The organism is Pedobacter paludis (genome assembly GCF_003173575.1).
In the GTDB taxonomy this organism is placed as follows: domain Bacteria; phylum Bacteroidota; class Bacteroidia; order Sphingobacteriales; family Sphingobacteriaceae; genus Pedobacter; species Pedobacter paludis.
In genome coordinates, this window is sequence record NZ_QGNY01000001.1 from 949,588 (window position 1) to 967,190 (window position 17,603).

Here is a 17,603-nt window from a genome sequence, read left to right on the forward strand (position 1 = left end):
TCTGTGGCCAAATATTTATTGCTAACTATTTCTTGCCTGCGAATGAACGCAACATCCAGGTATTTTTTTCTTTAAACTGCATAAAACGGTTCACCATATCATTAGACCCATCATCGCCTGCCTGGGCAGTTGCATCTAAAATTTCTCTTTCAATTTCAATCAAAATAGACATATCATCCAAAACGGCATCAACCATATCCAAGTCAGCCATACCAATGGTGTTTATTTCTTTAATCCTGGATTCTTGGATATAATCGGCAAAACGGCTGTGTGGTGGTTTGCCCAAAGTTAAAACGCGTTCGGCAATTTCATCAATTGTTAATTGTGCATTCGTATATAACTCTTCAAATTTTACATGTAGCGTGAAAAAATTCTGTCCTTTAATATTCCAATGACAGCCTCTTAATTTTTGATAATGAATATGATAGTTAGCCAAATATTCGTTTAATAGGTCTACTACCGGTTTAACTTCTTTCTCGTTTAAGCTTATTTCTTTAGCGTCCATTTTTATTTTATTAATTGTTTTTAATGCCTACCTAACAAACTTATTAAATAAAAGTTTGAGCGTAAAATTGTATCTTAAACAATACCTTATTTATATGTTCGTTTATTAAGCATGATTATACGACGATACAATATTGCAAGTATTTGTTTATGAACCAAATATAGATTTTAGGCTGAAAATGTCATTTGATTTTTACTTAAAGGCCTACCTTAAACCGCTACTTGTTTAATATTATTATTCGTATAATTGCTCCCTTTGACTAGAAAATTTACATAAAAATAAATGCATAAAATATACATAACTGCTGTACTTCTGCTTGCTTTAAATGTAGCCAAGGCCAAGTCAACTGCAGTAATAGACTCCATCGGTGTCGAAAATAATAATGGCAAGAAACTAATCGTTCATCAGGCAGTAGCGAAAGACACTTATTATTCCATTGCTAGAAGATACAATGTTTCGCCTAAAGATATTATGGCTTATAACGATAACAAATATCTTAAAGTAGGTGTTATTATAAAGGTGCCAACAAATATTCCTTTTACCTCTACCGGAAGCAGTAATACACCTTCAAATGTTCAGTCAACGGATATTATTGAGCACACAGTTAAGCCTAAAGAAAATTTAAATATGCTTGCTGAAAAATATGGCACTACCATAAATGAAATAAAGGCCTTGAATAATTTAACCAGTAGCAGTTTAAGCATAGGTCAGGTATTAAAAATTCCAGCAAAGAATTCAGCTTCGGTTCAAACACCTGAACGTGTTGAAACACCAGCTAACAAAACACCAGAAACCGTTTCAGCCCCTGCAACAAATGGCGATCAAACTATGATTGAGCATGTTGTTCAGCCAAAAGAGTTTTTGGGAAAAATTGCCGAAAAATACGGAACAACGGTTGAAGAAATTAAAAAAGCAAATAACCTTTCTGGCAATAACCTGCGTATTGGTCAAAAATTAAAAATTCCCGCAACAAAAAATATTGAAGATGGTAAAGTTGTAAGTACAACAGAAGAACAACCCACTCAAACCAATAAACCTAAGGATGCGGTTGGTTCTCATACCGTTTTAAAGGACGAAAGTATTTTTACCATTGCCAAACAGTACGGAATTACAGCCTATCAAATCAGAAAACTGAACAATTTGGATAACAACACATTATCGACCGGGCAAGTTTTAAAAATTCCTTCTGATATTGTGGTTGAGGTCCCTAAGCAGACAGAGAAACCAGTTGAAACTGTTAAAGAAGCTCCAGTTGCGAAAGAAGAAAGTTTTATTTATACCGTTGTAGATGGCGACAACATTTTCAGTATTGCAAAAAAATATAGCTTAACTGCTTATCAAATTAGAACGGCAAATAAGTTAAAGGATAACATTCTTACAAATGGCCAAAAGCTGGTAATACCAAAACCTCCACAACCAAAATCGGTTAACGATGCTTCAAAGGAAGATCAGGAAGGTAATCCCGACAGTACAATGGTTAAAGACCCTAAACTTCGTCGCGATCCTAGCGTATATGGTTTAAGTCAAATTGAGGAAAAGGGTACTGCAGTTTGGATTCAGGATCAGGATTTAGATGCATCGAAAATGTTGGTTCTACACAGAACAGCACCAATTGGAAGAGTAATTAAGATTACAAACCCGATGACTAACCGCACAACATTTGCAAAAGTTGTTGGTAAATTTACAGAGAATGAATCTACAAAAGATGTTATAATTGTAATGACTAAAGCTGTTGCCGATTCATTAGGCGCCTTAGATAAAAGATTTTTTTGCAATTTAACGTATAGTGCCCAATGAGTTTGAATAAAAAGCCATTTATAATTGGTATTGCCGGAGGAAGCGGATCGGGTAAAACATTCTTTCTAAACTGCTTTCTTCATCATTTTAAACAAGATGAAGTAACATTGGTTTCTCAGGATGACTATTACATTCCTGCTGGAGAAATGACACAGGAAGAAAACAAGCTCTATAATTTCGATTTACCATCTACCATTGATAGTGATCAGTTTCTGCGAGACATTAAACAACTATTAAATGGCGAAGTGGTTTACAAAAAAGAATACAACTTCAACAATCCGTTGGCTGTTGTTAAAATTCTAGAGATTAAATCGGCCCCTATTATTATTGTTGAGGGTTTATTTATTCTACATTTCAAAGAAATTGCAGCTTTACTTGATCATCAAATTTTTGTAGATGCAGATGAACAGGTTGCGCTTGATAGGCGTATTAAACGCGATGGTTTGGAACGTGGTTATCCTGAAGATGATGTGCTTTACAAATGGCATAATCATGTTTTACCCGCATACAAAGAATATCTTTTGCCATACAAAGAAAATTGCGATAAAGTGGTAATGAACAATACCAACGAACCTGATGAGATTATCGCAATAACGGAAGAAATATCGGTTGATTTGAGGAATAGTATTCTTACCGGATTGGAATAGTTCATTTACAATATTAACCACAGATAAAAAGTATGCACACAGATATCAAAATCTGTGTGCATTTTTAGTTTTAATACAACCTGTGGTCGGTGTTGCCACACTGCCTGATAAAGAGGTTTATAAAGATTTTAGAGGCTTAACCTCACCCCATTAAAGATGATGGTTGTTTGGGCATTTCAACCCTCTCCATAAAGCGAGGGGAACAAAGAAATGTACTTTACTCCAATAGTTCTCCACCCTTGCTGCCAAATAAACTTCTCTCTTCAAGGCGAGGAGGAGCACAACATAAGCTAAGGCATAAAACTTTGATAGGGTAAAGTGAAAATTGGCATTAACTTGTTCTACCACTTAAAATCTGTGTTTAACTGTGTACATCTGTGGTTGAAATCTCGATCAATCCAATTTCATTTCTGGAATTTCCCCTTCTATAATCAGTTTCCCGGCCGTAGATTGTTGAATAAATTCTACACTTACACCTGGAGCACGTTCTAAAAGTTTAAATCCTCCTTCGGGCAAAACATCTAAAACAGCAAGTTCAGTTACAATTTTCTTAATACATTTTACGCCTGTTAACGGCAAAGTACATTTAGGCAAAAGCTTACTTTCACCTGCTTTATTGATGTGTTGCATGGCTACAATAATGTTCTTAGCTGATGCAACTAGATCCATTGCGCCACCCATTCCTTTAACCATTTTTCCGGGAATTTTCCAATTGGCGATGTCCCCATTTTCTGAAACTTCCATCGCTCCAAGTATCGTCAAATCTACCTTTTGTGCTCTAATCATCCCGAAACTCATGGCAGAATCGAAAATAGATGAGCCAGGCAAAGTTGTAATGGTTTGTTTTCCGGCATTAATTAAATCTGCATCTTCTTCCCCTTCGAAAGGAAATGGCCCCATGCCCAGCAAGCCATTTTCTGATTGGAGTACAACATCTATTCCCTTTGGAATGTAATTTGCAACCAACGTTGGAATTCCGATCCCCAGGTTAACGTAGTAACCATCTTTTATTTCTTTAGCGATTCGCTGTGCTATTTCTTCCTTTGTAAAGGCCATTATAATTAGTTAATTTGATAATTAGTTGATGAGCTAATACCTCTGTAAACGTTAAAAAATAAGTAAGTGAATAAATAATTAGCTAACTACCCTTTTAGAGGTAGCAATGATTTTGTTTAGCACCTTTTGTAAAATTTCTATTTTCTCAAGTAAATTATCATTATTAGGGTATTGACTCGAGTGTTTGCATAATAGAAGCCAATATTTAGTTTCCTCACATTCTTTAGCAGAAATTTTCATTTTATGAATAAAATTGGCTTTGCTTTCTGCATTTTGAGCTTCCCATATATTTGCTCCTATACTTGTACCCGATTTTAATAACTGATTTGCAATGACAAATTTCCTTTTTTGTTCCAAAATTTCAGCATATTCTATTATCATAAGAGAAAAATCAAAGCTTAGTTTCACAATTAAATTTTCATTGATTTTATTATTATCCATATTTTTAGGGCTTAGCGTAAATTAGCTAATGATCACATTTTCAAATTAATCATTCTTTTTCCTTAAGGTTCTTTGTTCAATTCGTTTTTCGTAATCTTTGCCCTGAAAAATTCTGTGTACATAAATTCCGGGTGTATGAATATAATCGGGATCGAGTTCGCCAGCTTCAACCAACTCTTCAACTTCGGCAATTGTTATTTTTCCGGCCATTGCCATAACAGGGTTAAAATTCCGGCTTGTGGAACGGAAAATTAAATTACCTGCTGTATCGCCTCTCCAAGCTTTAACAATGGCAAAATCTGCATCAAAGGCATATTCCATTAAATAATCTTTTCCATTAAAATTCCTGATTTCCTTGCCTTCGGCTACCTCGGTCCCAACACCAGCGGGTGTAAAAATTGCTGGCATTCCATAACCGGCGGCTAAACAACGCGTAGCTAATGTTCCCTGTGGAATTAAATCTACTTCTAGTTCGCCACTTAACAATTGTCTTTCAAATTCGGCATTTTCACCAACATAAGATGAAATCATTTTTTTCACCTGACGTTTTTTCAACATTAAGCCTATTCCAAAATCATCTACTCCGGCGTTATTAGAAATACAGGTTAAATCTTTTACATTTTTTTCAACCAAGGCGTTAATGCAATTTTCGGGAATCCCACAAAGCCCGAAACCGCCGAGCATGATTGTAGTACCGTCTGATATATCTTGGATGGCCTCTTCGGCTCCTGATACAACTTTATTTATCATTTTATGAAATTTTGGTTAGTTCGCTAAATTACAAAAGAGTGCTTATAAAATTGTGGCTTTGCAAAACTATTTAAACAGATGCGGAATATTATTTGATTGGAATTAATCTAAATAACACTTACCTTTGTGTAGCAATGATTTACGAGAGAGAAGATAACACATTTGTATTGCCCACCGATCCGGAGTTTCAAAAGGGAATGGGCTTTATTTTTAGCTGTACTGCAGAGCACAAAAAATGCTGTGAGAAATTTAAAAAAGGTAAGCGTTGTAAAAAGTGTCCTGGGAATAAGAAAAAATAACTTACTTAGAAAGTTCTACAATTTTATCATCACTTCCATTACTGGTACAAAAGTAAATTTTTCCTTCCGGCGATTGACAAATTGCCCTTAACCTGCCATAAGTATTTACATAAAAATCTTTGGTGCCTGTAATTTTGGTTTGGGCATCATCTAATTTAAGTTGCATCAATTTCGTTCCCTTTAATACAGCCAATAATAGCGAATTTTTAAATTGGGGAATATAATCTGAATTATAATAAGCTAAACCGCTAGGTGCAATTGTTGGCGTCCAATTTATAAGTGGTGGTACTACATTATTGGCTGAACAGAACGATTGTTCACCAGCCTCATCGCAGAACCCCTTAATATTTGGCCAACCGTAATTTCTGCCTTTTTCTATAATGTTAATTTCATCGTCTGAATCTGGGCCATGTTCTGATGAAAAAATCTTAGTACCAACTTGAACTAAGCCCTGCGCATTTCTATTCCCTAAAGACCAGAGTGGGTTGTTGGCAATTGGATTATCTGTAGGAATAGATCCATCTAAATTGATTCGTAAAATTTTACCAGAAACTGATGCTGTATTTTGAGGCTGATTTGTATCAGAAGCATCACCCGTGCTTATGAAAAGTTTTCCGCCACTAATTAATAGCCTCGACCCATTATGAATGGATGAAGCCGGGATTTGATCGATCAGAACTAATGGGCTGCTCAAACCTCCACTTGCATACGTGTAACGAACTACTTTTGCCTTGTACGGATTTCCATAATCGTAAACAACGTAAACGTAAGGATTTGTGCTAAACTCGGGATGAAGCGCCATACCAAGTAATCCGCCTTCACCATTTACCCTAACTTCTGCAATGGTTAACAGTGGGCTAACCTGTCCAGTTGCGGGATTCAAACGGTTGATTTTCCCTGATTTTTCGGTAAACCAAATAAAGTTATCTGGTCCATAAACCATTTCCCAAGGAAGATTCAAACCAGAGGTAACAACCCTAGATTTTAACTCAACATCAGGAAGTGGTTCAGTTTCTTCATTACTATCATCACTATTCTTTTTGCAACTTGTAGCGAAAACCACTACAAATAGGCAGAGTAAGATTGCTTTCATAACCGTAACGTTTTAAAAATAACACCGTTACGGTTATTTAGTTTTATTAGTTTGTAAGAAATTTATCCAACATAAACACCTAAAAGAACTATCAATTCAAATAAACGTAAGTAATTCCGTCTCCGCCTCTATCAGCATGTTCATCTTCCATCCTATTTACCTGGCTGTATTTCCTAAGGTATTCTCTGATCATTTTTCTTAAAATTCCGTCTCCCTTTCCATGCACCAATTTTATTGATGGAAAACCCAGCATAATCGCCTTATCTAAATATTTTTCAACTTCAAATAAAGCATCTTCAGTTCTCATTCCACGCAAATCCAGCTCTGCCCTGAAATTAGAAACGGCATCATTCATCCGTCCGGCAAAAGAGTTGGCGCTGCTTTGTATTACTTTTTTAGCCTCTTTGTTGCTTATTTTTTGAACACGATTCTTTTTAACATTCGATCTTAAATCGCCAATGGCCAATACAAGTTCATTCCGATTAATTTCCAATACCTGCCCGGTAGTTTCACTATCTGTAAATTTAACCCAATCGCCAATTTCTACTTCTCCACCAACTATAACCTGCACAGGTTTTGGTTTATCTTTAGGGACCGTGTTTTTTACCAATTCTCTTTGCAAATTCTGCCGAAGTTCTTTGGTTACAATTTTATCTGCCTGTTTCTCCTTTATCTCCGCAATGGTATTTTCAACAAGTTTATTGGCACTTTTAATAATATTTTGCGCCTCTTGTTTAGCTTCTTTTATCAGAATTTTCTTATTTTCCTCTAAAAATGTTTTAAGCTTTTCATTTTCGGCAACTAAGTTTTTAGCCTTATTTTGCTGATTGGCCAAACTTACCTTAGCATCGTAAACATTTTTCTTTTCTCGCTCCAAATCTACAAGCATGGTATCTACCCGATTTTGGTTAGATCCTGTTTTTTGTCTTGCCAATTGGATAACCTCCTTTGGTAAACCAATATTCTGGGCTATTTCAAAAGCATAAGAACTTCCGGGTTTACCCATTTCTAAAATATAAAGCGGTTTCATTTTTGCATTATCAAAAAGCATAGATGCATTTTCCAGCCCTTCTGTATTGCCTGCAAAAAGCTTTAAATTAGAATAGTGCGTTGTAATTACCCCACGAACTTTTTTATTGTTCATTACCTCCAAAACGGCTTCTGCCATCGGTCCACCAAATTGAGGATCAGTACCTGTTCCAAACTCATCAATTAAAACCATTGTTTTTGGCGAAGCATGCTCAACAAAATAGCGCATCTTTTTTAAGTGGGCGCTGTAGGTACTTAAATCGCTTTCTATAGACTGATCATCGCCAATATCTGCAAAAATATTTTCAAAAATCCCGACTTCACTATTGGCATCTACAGGAATTAACAAACCGGTTTGCAACATAATTTGCAGTAAACCAACGGTTTTCATACAGACCGATTTACCACCGGCATTTGGCCCAGAGACCAGAACAACCCGAGTTTGTGCATCAATATGAATATTTAATGGCGTAACCGATTTTTTCTCCAAAGCAAAAGAGAGCGTTAGCAACGGGTGCCTAGCATTAATTAATTTGGTTTTGGGTTCTTTTAGTAAGCCTGGCATTTCTGCCTCGATATCTAGAGCAAACAGCGCTTTCGCACGAACAAAATCAAGTTTGGTCAGGAAACCGTGATAAGATAACAGTAATGGCGAATAAGGGCGCAAATCATCTGTTAAGGCAATTAAAATCTTTATAATTTCCCTTCGCTTGTCAAATTCTAAATCTCTTAATTTGTTATTTAAGGTAAATACCTCTTCTGGCTCGATATAAACCGTTTGGCCAGTGGCAGATTCATCGTGAACAAATCCCTTTAGCTTTCTTTTATTTTCGGCCAAAACCGGAATACACATTCTCCCATCACGAATGGTCAAACTTCCATCAGCCACCCAATTGTTGGCGATAGCTTGCTTGTAAATCGAATCCATCCGTTTCCGAACATCTTGCTCTGCCTTAGAAATTGCGGAAGTAATTTCCTGCAATTCTTTCGAAGCATTAGGTTTAATCTTCCCTTTCGGATCGATAACGGTTTCAATTTTCCTGAGAATATTTTTTTCTATTGGCAAATGCTCAAATAGAGCCTCTAATGTTGGATAAACCTCTGCCCTTTCTTCAAAAAAGCGCAATACAGAAAAAACCGTTTGTAAGGAAGTGTAAACCTGAAACCACTCTTCTTCTAAAAGATATGTGCCTTCAACCCTAATTTTTTCAACAAGAGACTTAATATCAAAAAAGGTATTTATTTGTAAGGGTTCCTGATTTTGCAGGATACTTTTGAACTCGTTGGTTTGTTTTAAGAATTTATCAATTTGATCAAAACGATTCATCACCTGCATCTTTTGCACCATTGCCTGCCCCATCGGGCTCATACAATGTTTGCTAATCAACTGCCTTATCTCAACAAAACCTAAGCGTTCTAAACAATTTTCGGGATATAACATATTATTGTGCCACTACTGGAGCGGTTTGCATTTTTAATTTGTGTAAAGTTTGTTCTTTTAATAATCTTGCCTTTCTTCTCTCAATCCTGCGCAAAGAATCTGCCTTTTTAGCCTTTAGTTTAGATTTAGATAAAACCTTAGCTGGCTTAAGCTTTTCTACAATAGCTCTGGATGCTTCAGGTTTGGCAAGCTCAACTTTTTTAACTTCTAATTTTTTTAACGAATCTGCCTTTTTTAAAGAATCAGCTTTCATTTTTTTAGGGTCTTTAGCCAATTTAAGCGAATCTGCCTTTCTAATTTTAGCCATGGCCAAAGAATCTGCCTTCTCTAGCTTTGTTTTTTCCTTACCAATTTTCGAAGAAATATTTTTATAAATTTTTTCCAACGCTTCCGGATCTTTGTAGTAGTAGGCTAAGCTTCGAGTATACTGTGCAGAATCTGTATTAAATTTTTTATAAATACCGTTGTAATATTCAGAGCCTAATTTTCTGGAAGAATCTGGAATATAAACCGTAGAAAGATATCCATCAACAATATGGATATCGTATAAAATTTTTTCCATTTCTTCTGGCTCTAAAACATCTTTTGGTCGGCCTGGTCTACATCCAAAAACCAAAATTACTGGTATTAAAGCCCACAATAATCTTCTCATGCTGAATTAAAATATTATTTTTTGCCCAAATTGCGACAAGGTTATTAATTTTACCCAAAAATAGTTATAAATGAGCATAGCTGATAATCTTAAAAAATATAAAAGCGAAGTAGAGTCTGATGGCGTAAAGTTAATTGCCGTTTCCAAAACCCAAACAGTCGATGCAATTTTAGAAGCATATAATGCTGGGCAAAGAGTTTTTGGCGAGAACCACGTTCAAGAAATGGTTGATAAACAGGCCGAGCTTCCTACTGATATTGAGTGGCATTTAATTGGCCATTTACAAACCAACAAGGTAAAATACATCGCTCCATTTGTAAAGCTCATTCATGGTGTCGACAGCATAAAACTATTGCAGGAAATTAATAAGCAGGCCTTAAAAAATAAAAGAATAATCGATTGTTTATTACAGGTTTACATTGCTGACGAAGATACAAAGTTCGGACTTGGATTTGATGAAGTGATAGAGCTTTTACGTTCAGAGGAGTATGCAGAACTAAAAAATATTCGTATTGTAGGTTTAATGGGAATTGCAACCAACACCAAAAACGAAAAACAGATTACTGTAGAATTTAATGAGCTAAAAGTATTTTTTGATGGTGTTAAAGTAAGTTTTTTCAGAAAGGAAGATTCATTTAAAGAGATTTCTACAGGGATGAGTGCAGATTATAAAATCGCGATAGAAGAAGGCAGCACAATGGTTCGCATTGGAAGCGCAATTTTCGGAAAAAGAATTATTAAACATTTTAAAGCTGATATATCGGCAAATTAAAACAGCATATGAACTTAAGTATTAGAACGGCAGTTGCTGAAGATTGTCCTAGAATATTAGAATTGATAAATGAATTGGCCATTTACGAACGTGCACCGGAAGAAGTTACCGTAAACCTTGATCATTTTGTTGATGCCGGTTTTGGAGCAACTCCGGTTTGGAAGGCATATGTTGCAGAAAATGAAGGAATAATTATTGGTTTTGCGCTATTTTATACACGTTATTCTACCTGGAAAGGTTGCAGACTCTATCTTGAAGATTTTATCGTTACTGAAGATTTTAGAGGCAAAGGTGTAGGAAAATTGCTTTTTGAAAAGGTGATAGAAGAATCTAAGAATGGAAATTATAATGGCATGGTTTGGCAAGTTCTGGACTGGAACGAACCTGCGATTAATTTTTATAACAAATACAATGCGCATTTAGAAGCAGGATGGTTAAATGCATCATTTTCTGAAGCACAGGTTAAGGCATTTTAAACATGGATATTTTTAAGTTTGGTGGCGCTTCGGTTAAAGATGCTGATGGTGTAAAAAATTTGGCCAACATAGTTCGCGATTACAAAAAGGGAAAACTACTTATTGTAATCTCTGCAATGGGTAAAATTACCAATAAATTAGAGGAGCTTACGCAGGCCTTTTTAGCACAGAGTGATCAAACGCATTCAATTTTCGAAGAGATAAAACATTTTCATTTTAGCATTATCGAAGCGCTTTTTGAAGGCAATCCTAATCCTGTTTATGACGATGTTGCGAATACTTTTGTAGAGATAGAATGGTTAATTGAAGATGAAGCAGATAGTAACCCTGATTACATCTATGATCAAATTGTATCCATTGGAGAAGTTGTTTCAACTAAAATTGTGGCCGCCTGGTTAAATGAAAGCGGAAGTAAGGCACTTTGGGCCGATGCAAGAAATTTCATTCAAACGGATAATACCTACAGAGAAGGCAAGGTAGATTGGGATAAAACCAACCAGATTATTCAAAAAGATTTGATTCCGCTTTTAAACGAAAATATAATTGTAACACAAGGGTTTATTGGCGGAACTAGCGAAAATTACACAACAACACTAGGCAGAGAAGGATCAGATTATTCTGCGGCAATTTTTGCTTCTTGCGTTAATGCTGATGCTTTAACAATTTGGAAAGATGTGCCAGGGGTTTTAAATGCTGATCCTAAATGGTTCGATGAAACAGAAAAAATCCCACAACTTTCTTATCATGATGCCATTGAACTAACCTATTACGGAGCCACGGTAATTCATCCAAAAACAATAAAACCCCTTCAAAATAAAGGCATTCCATTATTTGTTCGCTCATTTATTCAGCCTGAAGGCGCCGGAACTGCTATAACAAAAGAAAATAATCCCTTACCTGTTCCATCCTTTATTTTTAAAGTCAATCAAGCATTGATTTCAATTTTCCCGAAAGATTATTCATTTATCATTGAAGAAAATCTGAGCAATATTTTCGAGCTTTTCCATAAGCATAAAATTAAAATCAATACCATGTTGAATTCTGCCATTAGTTTTTCGGTTAGTGTTGACGACAATACAGATAAAATAGAAAAACTGATTCAAGCCTTAGCTTCGGAGTTTACGGTTAAATACAATAAAGGATTGGAACTCGTAACGATAAGATATTACAATCAACAAACCATAGATCGGGTAACCATTGATAAAGAGATTTTATTGGAAGTTAAAAGCCGACATACCTGTCAAATGGTGATGAAAAATAAAAACAGCTAAAATTATTTGCTTCGCGGGGACAACCGAGGCATAAAACTTGTAAAATAAATAATTGCCCACTCCTTCCCACTCTCATGACCTGATACTTAATACCTATTACCTAACAAAATAATGAACATAAACATTTTAGAGAAGGTTGTACAAGACTACATCGATGCAAATTTAAATGCCGATGTAAATCAAATTGCCTTAGCTAAGAGTCCGTTCGAAAATGTTTCATCAGCAGAGCTTGCCGGACAAATCGCAGCTAAAAAAAAGTCTGAGAAGAAACTTCCTACCTGGTTTAAGCATAAAGAAATTTACTACCCAACAGCATTATCTATTGAACAAACCTCATCCGAAATTACAGCAGAATATAAATCCAAATTAGCTATTGGCAATCGACTAATCGATTTAACGGGCGGTTTTGGAGTAGATTCTTTTTATTTTTCCAAAAATGTTAATGCAGTAACGCATTGCGAAATCAATTCAGATCTCTCCAAAATTGCCAATCATAATGCGACAATTTTAACTGTAAAAAACATTGAATTCAAATCTGTTGATGGAATAGAATTTTTAAAACACACAGATTCAATTTTTGATACCATTTATGTCGATCCGGCAAGAAGGGCAGAAAAAGGAAAAGTTTTTATGTTAAAAGATTGTACACCTGATGTGGTAAGCAATCTGGATCTTTTACTATCCAAAGGAAGAAGAATCATTATAAAAACTGCCCCACTTCTGGATATAACTGCAGGTTTGAACGAATTACAAAACGTGAGCGAAATTCATATTGTAAGTGTAAAAAATGAATGCAAGGAAATTCTTTGGGTTATAGAACCCGATTCAAAATCGGATGTTAAAATTGTTGCTCTAACTTTAAATGATAAGCAAAAGCATTTTTCATTTTTAAAATCAGAAACCGAAGTTTATTCAGAATTCACCAATTCTATTGATGAAGATCATTATTTATACGAACCAGATGCCTCACTCCTAAAATCCGGAGCCTTTGATTTAATTGGTCTGCGATATAATTTAAAAAAGCTTCATCCACAAACCCAGCTATTTGTGTCATCACAATTAAACGAGGAGTTTCCTGGCCGCATTTTCAAAATTAGCAAGGTATATTCTACTGGCGATTTAAAGAAACTTAAGGATTTAGCAGGGAATGTTATTGTAAGAAATTATCCGGCAAAACCAGAAGAACTGGTTAAGAAGTATAAAATAAAGCCAAGCAAAGAAAATTTTCTCTTATTTAGCAAGATAGGAAACCATGAAAATATTGTAATTAAAGCCGAAATTATACAATACTACTAAAAACAAAAGAGCCATTCCGTAGAAAGGCTCTTGTTAGGGATGATGTTAATTAAGTATAGATATCGCTTAAACTTTTTTAACGTTTACTGCCTGTAAACCTTTTCTGCCTTCAGCTACTTCAAATTCAACTGCATCGTTTTCTTTTAAGCTATCGATTCCGCCTAAAACATCTTTAAAATGTACAAAAATATCTTTGTTGTCTTCTTGTACAATAAATCCAAAACCTTTCTGAGTGTTAAACCATTTAACTTTTCCGGTTGCCATAAAAAATAAAAAATGTATAAAATAAATAAACCCTTTTACGCTTTGATCAGCATTTTTTTAAACCAATTGGAATTTAATTTAATTAAACAATTAGAATAAGCGTTAATATTGAAACAAAACTATCAAATATAATAATTTGAACATAAATTACAATCGTATCATCACGATTTGTACGTTAAAGTTGAATCTTTAAGAGATTTATCAACAATTATTTGTTTGGTTGCGGGGTTGTACGTAAATAAGGCTTAATAACTTTGTGTCCTTTAGGAAATTTAGCCGGAATATCTTCTGTTTTAATGCTATTTACTACAATTACGTCTTCTCCGTCCTTCCAATCTGCCGGTGTTGCAACACTATAGTTCGCAGTAAGCTGTAAAGAATCTATTACTCTTAAAACTTCATTAAAATTTCTACCAGTAGATGCCGGGTAAGTAATGGTTAATTTCACCTTTTTATCCGGGCTAATTACAAACAAGGACCTAACGGTTAAGGTTTCTGATGCATTGGGATGAATCATATCGTAAAGATTAGCCACCGTTTTATCAGGATCCGCAATAATAGGAAACTCTACAGAGGTGTTTTGGGTTTCGTTAATATCACTGATCCAGCCTTTATGCGATTCTGCTGAATCAACACTCAAGGCTAAAACCTTAACATTGCGTTTTTCAAATTCATCTTTTAAAGCTGCAGTTCTTCCTAGTTCTGTTGTGCAAACTGGCGTGTAATCTGCTGGATGTGAAAATAAAACGCCCCAACTGTCTCCTAGGTAGTCATAAAAATCTATTTTTCCAATTGATGTGTTGGCCTGGAAATTCGGTGCGGTATCGCCTAGTCTTATACTCATAATATTAATAATTAAAGATTGATTAAAACAAATCTAGTCAATACTATACTAAATACATAGACTTAATATTAATTTAAGACATAGAGATTATATTTCATAAAAAAACCCTGCAGGTATAATCCAACAGGGTTCAAGCATATTAATTTGTTTGGGTTATTTAATAAACTTTAATCATAAATACGTAATCCTGAAGTTTCTCTATTTGCTTGGTACGTTTTAAGCCAGATAATAAACTCTTTTTGTTCGAAACTAATTTTTTACCTAATGAATCCTGAGGAATTGCCCTCATGGCTTCTAATATATATTTTGATTTAATCGCAAATGCTGCGCCTTCTGTTTGATCTGGTTTACCGCTGATTACACCAACAAGATTACCATTATTATCTAAAAGCGGACCACCACTATTCCCTGGATTAACAGAAATTGCAACCTGATATTGAGTGGTATCACCCACAAAGCCATTCTTCGAACTTACATAACCTTCACCTAAAACGGCGTCATCCTTCGGATAACCCAAAGTATAAACGTTTTCGCCAATGCTGCTGCTGTTTCTTTTGATAGTATATGGAAGTGAAGAAAGATTAGAGAAATTCTTATCGCTGATCTTCAAAATGGCCATATCGTATTGGCTATCAGTATAAACAGCCTTAACCTTGAAAGATTCTCCTTTATTGTTCTGTACATATAAAGAATCGGCCCCATTAATAACATGAAGATTGGTAAGGATATAACCATTTGTAGAAATGGCAAAACCTGTACCGCCATAACGAGCTTGATTAGCTACCTTGTTTGGAACAGAGGTATGTGCAGAGTTACGAATATCTAAAATTAAATTATTCTGGGTTTTAATTGCGTTATTAAACTGATGACTTAACTGAATCACCTTTTCATTTTGCTGGCTATTATTCTGTATAGAATAAATAGAAACCAAAGAAAGTACCACAAAAGAAGCCGCAACGGCAATTGCCGATTTATGCTTACGCCACAATTGCACCACTTTTGATGGATGAGGTTTTAATGTTGCAGCCATTGCATCCACATCTAATTCTGCATGGATTTTATCCATTTGCTCTATTAAATGTAATTGCTCAGCATACTGCTCCATTTTATGTAAAAATACCTTGTGCGAAACTACTTTATGATCAACACTTGCATCATTACTGCGTAATTGCTCAAAAGCCTCAGTTTCCTGTGGAGTAAGTTTACCTAAAAGATAATCTTCAATAATTGCATCTAAATCTAAATCGTTCCTCATTTCAATTATTATGGTTGAAAAAATATTTTCTTTAAACGTTGCAGGCATTTATATTTCTGCGTTTTTGCGTTATCCGTATTGGTGTAACCAAATTTTTCGCAAATATCCTGCATGGATAAATTGTGGATATAAAAATCCTGAATAATGGTTTTACAAGGTTCGCCAAGATGCTCGAGCGCATGCTGCATTTTAACAAACTGAAGATCTCTTTCTTCATGATGCTCTACATCTTCCTCAACCGCAAGAACATCTTCATAATCGGTAATGCTGCCAGCTTTTTTGCTATTCTGAGCTAATTTTTTAAGCCAGATGCGGCGACACACCGAATATATATATGTTTTTAACTTACTGCTGAGCTCAAAATTTCCTGCCTTAATCTTATTATATAAAATAATTATAGCTTCCTGATATACATCTTTTGCATCATCTTCATCGCCATTATTATTAAGGATAAATTGCAAAACCATTGCAAAATAAGCCTTATATAACTTGTTAAGGGTATCCTCTGAGTTATTTAGAATACCTAAAATAACCTCTCTATCTGTTGGAACTGAACTCTTTAAACTGTTATTCACTAGTTAATACGTTTTTCGATAAATAGTAACCCAATATTAGACAAAAATATTTACAGCTGCTATAACTGCTTAATACCATAGCGCCCAAAACGGTAACCCAAAAAGAAATTAAAATATTTTTTATTTTTTTTCTGATTATATGGGTTACCTTTTTACCTTTGCGGCATTAATGACAGAAATTAATTACTAAATAAAAAAATCAAAAAAATGAAAAATGCATTCAAATTAGGCTTTTTAGCTTTAGCTTTATCTTTATCAGTTGTTGCTTGTAACTCAGAAAAAAAAGCTGAAGGTGCTGATACATCTGTAACTGACTCTTCAACTATCGTTACTGATACAACTAAAAAAGACACTACAGTTTCTGATTCTACAGTTAAAGATACTGCTGTTAAAACTACTACAACTACAACTGAAGTTAAACACTAGTTTAAATTCATTTATAAGAAAAGGCCTTGAAGATATCTTCAAGGCCTTTTTATTTTTTTTTATTTTTTCTGGGTTACCTTTTTATATTTTCCGTATTAACATTGAAATTAATTAATTACTAAAAAAATTCAAACATGAAAAATGCATTCAAATTAGGCTTTTTAGCTTTAGCTCTATCTTTATCAGTTGTTGCTTGTAACTCAGAAAAAAAAGCTGATGGCGCTGATACTACTTTAACTGATTCTTCAGCTATCGTTACTGATACTAACAAAGTTGATACAGTTGTTAAAGATTCTACAGTAAAAGATACTTCTGTTAAAGTAACTACAGAAAAAACTGAAGTTAAACACTAGTTTAAACTTTAAATTATATAGAAAAGGCTTTGGGTTCGCTCGAAGCCTTTTTTTATTTCAAAAGGTTACCTTTTCAAATTTGGTGTATTAATGGTAATTGTAACCTAAAACAAAATCAATATGAAAAATGCATTCAAATTAGGCTTTTTGGCCTTAGCTTTATCATTAACTGTTGCAGCTTGTGGCGAATCAACCAAAAAAGGCGAGGGCGCTGATACAACTTTAACGGATTCATCAACAATTGTAACCGATACAACCGCTGTTGATACCACAGTTAAAGATTCTACAGTAAAAGACACTACAATTAAAGCTACAACAACTAAAGAAGAAACAAAACACTAATTTATTTTGGCTTTTTAGT

Annotated in this window: 20 protein-coding genes; 9 read left to right on the forward strand and 11 right to left on the reverse strand. The window is 34.7% G+C overall.

Annotation, left to right across the window (positions count from 1 at the left end; all coding sequences use genetic code 11):
- Positions 1-25 precede the first annotated feature (25 nt).
- A complete protein-coding gene (locus tag DF947_RS04075) occupies positions 26-505 on the reverse strand; it encodes a Dps family protein (RefSeq protein ID WP_109928374.1) in 480 nt (159 codons plus the stop codon).
- Positions 506-787: 282 nt separating this feature from the next.
- On the opposite strand from DF947_RS04075, the gene DF947_RS04080 reads away from it, so the two are divergent.
- Entirely contained in the window at positions 788-2,302 is a 1,515-nt protein-coding gene (locus DF947_RS04080; RefSeq protein ID WP_109928375.1) for a LysM peptidoglycan-binding domain-containing protein, read from the forward strand.
- A 2-nt stretch (positions 2,303-2,304) separates the two neighbouring features.
- Entirely contained in the window at positions 2,305-2,949 is a 645-nt protein-coding gene (locus DF947_RS04085) for a uridine kinase family protein (RefSeq protein ID WP_109928524.1), read from the forward strand.
- A gap of 393 nt (positions 2,950-3,342) precedes the next feature.
- Here the strand turns inward: DF947_RS04085 and DF947_RS04090 are convergent, their stop codons facing one another.
- From DF947_RS04090 to DF947_RS04120, 6 genes are all read right to left on the reverse strand, one after another.
- Positions 3,343-4,005, reverse strand: a complete 663-nt coding sequence (locus DF947_RS04090; RefSeq protein ID WP_109928376.1) for a CoA transferase subunit B — start codon at positions 4,003-4,005, stop codon at positions 3,343-3,345.
- A gap of 78 nt (positions 4,006-4,083) precedes the next feature.
- Positions 4,084-4,446: a four helix bundle protein gene (locus DF947_RS04095; RefSeq protein ID WP_109928377.1), complete on the reverse strand. Its 363-nt coding sequence runs from the start codon at positions 4,444-4,446 to the stop codon at positions 4,084-4,086.
- 45 nt (positions 4,447-4,491) lie between these two features.
- The gene (locus tag DF947_RS04100) at positions 4,492-5,196 is read right to left on the reverse strand and encodes a CoA transferase subunit A (RefSeq protein ID WP_109928378.1); all 705 of its coding nucleotides are present in this window, start codon (positions 5,194-5,196) and stop codon (positions 4,492-4,494) included.
- A 300-nt stretch (positions 5,197-5,496) separates the two neighbouring features.
- Positions 5,497-6,588 carry a PQQ-dependent sugar dehydrogenase gene (locus tag DF947_RS04110; RefSeq protein WP_109928380.1) on the reverse strand — a complete coding sequence of 364 codons (1,092 nt, stop codon included), beginning with the start codon at positions 6,586-6,588 and terminating at the stop codon, positions 5,497-5,499.
- Between the two features lie 91 nt (positions 6,589-6,679).
- Positions 6,680-9,058, reverse strand: a complete 2,379-nt coding sequence (locus tag DF947_RS04115) for an endonuclease MutS2 (protein WP_109928381.1) — start codon at positions 9,056-9,058, stop codon at positions 6,680-6,682.
- Position 9,059: 1 nt separating this feature from the next.
- The gene (locus tag DF947_RS04120; protein ID WP_109928382.1) at positions 9,060-9,710 is read right to left on the reverse strand and encodes a DUF4296 domain-containing protein; all 651 of its coding nucleotides are present in this window, start codon (positions 9,708-9,710) and stop codon (positions 9,060-9,062) included.
- Between the two features lie 70 nt (positions 9,711-9,780).
- Between DF947_RS04120 and DF947_RS04125 the strand changes: the two genes are divergently transcribed.
- From DF947_RS04125 to DF947_RS04140, 4 genes are all read left to right on the forward strand, one after another.
- Positions 9,781-10,482 (forward strand): YggS family pyridoxal phosphate-dependent enzyme, encoded by a 702-nt coding sequence (locus DF947_RS04125; protein ID WP_109928383.1) that lies wholly within the window; start codon positions 9,781-9,783, stop codon positions 10,480-10,482.
- 8 nt (positions 10,483-10,490) lie between these two features.
- Entirely contained in the window at positions 10,491-10,958 is a 468-nt protein-coding gene (locus DF947_RS04130) for a GNAT family N-acetyltransferase (RefSeq protein ID WP_109928384.1), read from the forward strand.
- A 2-nt stretch (positions 10,959-10,960) separates the two neighbouring features.
- Positions 10,961-12,229, forward strand: coding sequence for an aspartate kinase (locus tag DF947_RS04135; protein WP_109928385.1), 1,269 nt, complete (start codon positions 10,961-10,963; stop codon positions 12,227-12,229).
- A gap of 111 nt (positions 12,230-12,340) precedes the next feature.
- Positions 12,341-13,525 (forward strand): class I SAM-dependent methyltransferase, encoded by a 1,185-nt coding sequence (locus DF947_RS04140; RefSeq protein WP_109928386.1) that lies wholly within the window; start codon positions 12,341-12,343, stop codon positions 13,523-13,525.
- A gap of 66 nt (positions 13,526-13,591) precedes the next feature.
- Here DF947_RS04140 and DF947_RS04145 read toward each other — a convergent pair whose 3' ends face one another.
- The 4 genes from DF947_RS04145 to DF947_RS04160 all read right to left on the reverse strand — a co-directional run bounded on the left by DF947_RS04145 (position 13,592) and on the right by DF947_RS04160 (position 16,463).
- Positions 13,592-13,789, reverse strand: coding sequence for a cold-shock protein (locus DF947_RS04145; protein WP_109928387.1), 198 nt, complete (start codon positions 13,787-13,789; stop codon positions 13,592-13,594).
- A 208-nt stretch (positions 13,790-13,997) separates the two neighbouring features.
- Positions 13,998-14,633 (reverse strand): peroxiredoxin, encoded by a 636-nt coding sequence (locus tag DF947_RS04150; RefSeq protein WP_109928388.1) that lies wholly within the window; start codon positions 14,631-14,633, stop codon positions 13,998-14,000.
- Positions 14,634-14,790: 157 nt separating this feature from the next.
- Positions 14,791-15,888: a S1 family peptidase gene (locus tag DF947_RS04155; RefSeq protein ID WP_109928525.1), complete on the reverse strand. Its 1,098-nt coding sequence runs from the start codon at positions 15,886-15,888 to the stop codon at positions 14,791-14,793.
- An 8-nt stretch (positions 15,889-15,896) separates the two neighbouring features.
- Positions 15,897-16,463, reverse strand: a complete 567-nt coding sequence (locus DF947_RS04160) for an RNA polymerase sigma factor (RefSeq protein WP_109928389.1) — start codon at positions 16,461-16,463, stop codon at positions 15,897-15,899.
- Positions 16,464-16,670: 207 nt separating this feature from the next.
- Here DF947_RS04160 and DF947_RS04165 point away from each other — a divergent pair, with 207 nt between their 5' ends.
- The 3 genes from DF947_RS04165 (at position 16,671) to DF947_RS04175 (ending at position 17,584) form a co-directional block, all read left to right on the forward strand.
- On the forward strand, positions 16,671-16,889 hold the full coding sequence (locus tag DF947_RS04165; protein ID WP_109928390.1) for a hypothetical protein: 219 nt from the start codon (positions 16,671-16,673) through the stop codon (positions 16,887-16,889).
- A 134-nt stretch (positions 16,890-17,023) separates the two neighbouring features.
- A complete protein-coding gene (locus DF947_RS04170; protein WP_109928391.1) occupies positions 17,024-17,242 on the forward strand; it encodes a hypothetical protein in 219 nt (72 codons plus the stop codon).
- Positions 17,243-17,362: 120 nt separating this feature from the next.
- Entirely contained in the window at positions 17,363-17,584 is a 222-nt protein-coding gene (locus DF947_RS04175) for a hypothetical protein (protein WP_109928392.1), read from the forward strand.
- Positions 17,585-17,603 lie beyond the last annotated feature (19 nt).

Excerpts from the sequence above, each read along its gene's own strand:
- DF947_RS04075 (WP_109928374.1), bottom strand. The coding sequence starts at position 505 with ATGGACGCTAAAGAAATAAGCTTAAACGAGAAAGAAGTTAAACCGGTA.
- DF947_RS04140 (WP_109928386.1), top strand. The coding sequence starts at position 12,341 with ATGAACATAAACATTTTAGAGAAGGTTGTACAAGACTACATCGATGCA.
- DF947_RS04125 (WP_109928383.1), top strand. The coding sequence starts at position 9,781 with ATGAGCATAGCTGATAATCTTAAAAAATATAAAAGCGAAGTAGAGTCT.
- DF947_RS04130 (WP_109928384.1), top strand. The coding sequence starts at position 10,491 with ATGAACTTAAGTATTAGAACGGCAGTTGCTGAAGATTGTCCTAGAATA.
- DF947_RS04100 (WP_109928378.1), bottom strand. The coding sequence starts at position 5,196 with ATGATAAATAAAGTTGTATCAGGAGCCGAAGAGGCCATCCAAGATATA.
- DF947_RS04110 (WP_109928380.1), bottom strand. The coding sequence starts at position 6,588 with ATGAAAGCAATCTTACTCTGCCTATTTGTAGTGGTTTTCGCTACAAGT.
- DF947_RS04170 (WP_109928391.1), top strand. The coding sequence starts at position 17,024 with ATGAAAAATGCATTCAAATTAGGCTTTTTAGCTTTAGCTCTATCTTTA.
- DF947_RS04115 (WP_109928381.1), bottom strand. The coding sequence starts at position 9,058 with ATGTTATATCCCGAAAATTGTTTAGAACGCTTAGGTTTTGTTGAGATA.
- DF947_RS04090 (WP_109928376.1), bottom strand. The coding sequence starts at position 4,005 with ATGGCCTTTACAAAGGAAGAAATAGCACAGCGAATCGCTAAAGAAATA.
- DF947_RS04150 (WP_109928388.1), bottom strand. The coding sequence starts at position 14,633 with ATGAGTATAAGACTAGGCGATACCGCACCGAATTTCCAGGCCAACACA.
- DF947_RS04145 (WP_109928387.1), bottom strand. The coding sequence starts at position 13,789 with ATGGCAACCGGAAAAGTTAAATGGTTTAACACTCAGAAAGGTTTTGGA.
- DF947_RS04135 (WP_109928385.1), top strand. The coding sequence starts at position 10,961 with ATGGATATTTTTAAGTTTGGTGGCGCTTCGGTTAAAGATGCTGATGGT.
- DF947_RS04155 (WP_109928525.1), bottom strand. The coding sequence starts at position 15,888 with ATGAGGAACGATTTAGATTTAGATGCAATTATTGAAGATTATCTTTTA.
- DF947_RS04095 (WP_109928377.1), bottom strand. The coding sequence starts at position 4,446 with ATGGATAATAATAAAATCAATGAAAATTTAATTGTGAAACTAAGCTTT.
- DF947_RS04175 (WP_109928392.1), top strand. The coding sequence starts at position 17,363 with ATGAAAAATGCATTCAAATTAGGCTTTTTGGCCTTAGCTTTATCATTA.
- DF947_RS04165 (WP_109928390.1), top strand. The coding sequence starts at position 16,671 with ATGAAAAATGCATTCAAATTAGGCTTTTTAGCTTTAGCTTTATCTTTA.
- DF947_RS04080 (WP_109928375.1), top strand. The coding sequence starts at position 788 with ATGCATAAAATATACATAACTGCTGTACTTCTGCTTGCTTTAAATGTA.
- DF947_RS04120 (WP_109928382.1), bottom strand. The coding sequence starts at position 9,710 with ATGAGAAGATTATTGTGGGCTTTAATACCAGTAATTTTGGTTTTTGGA.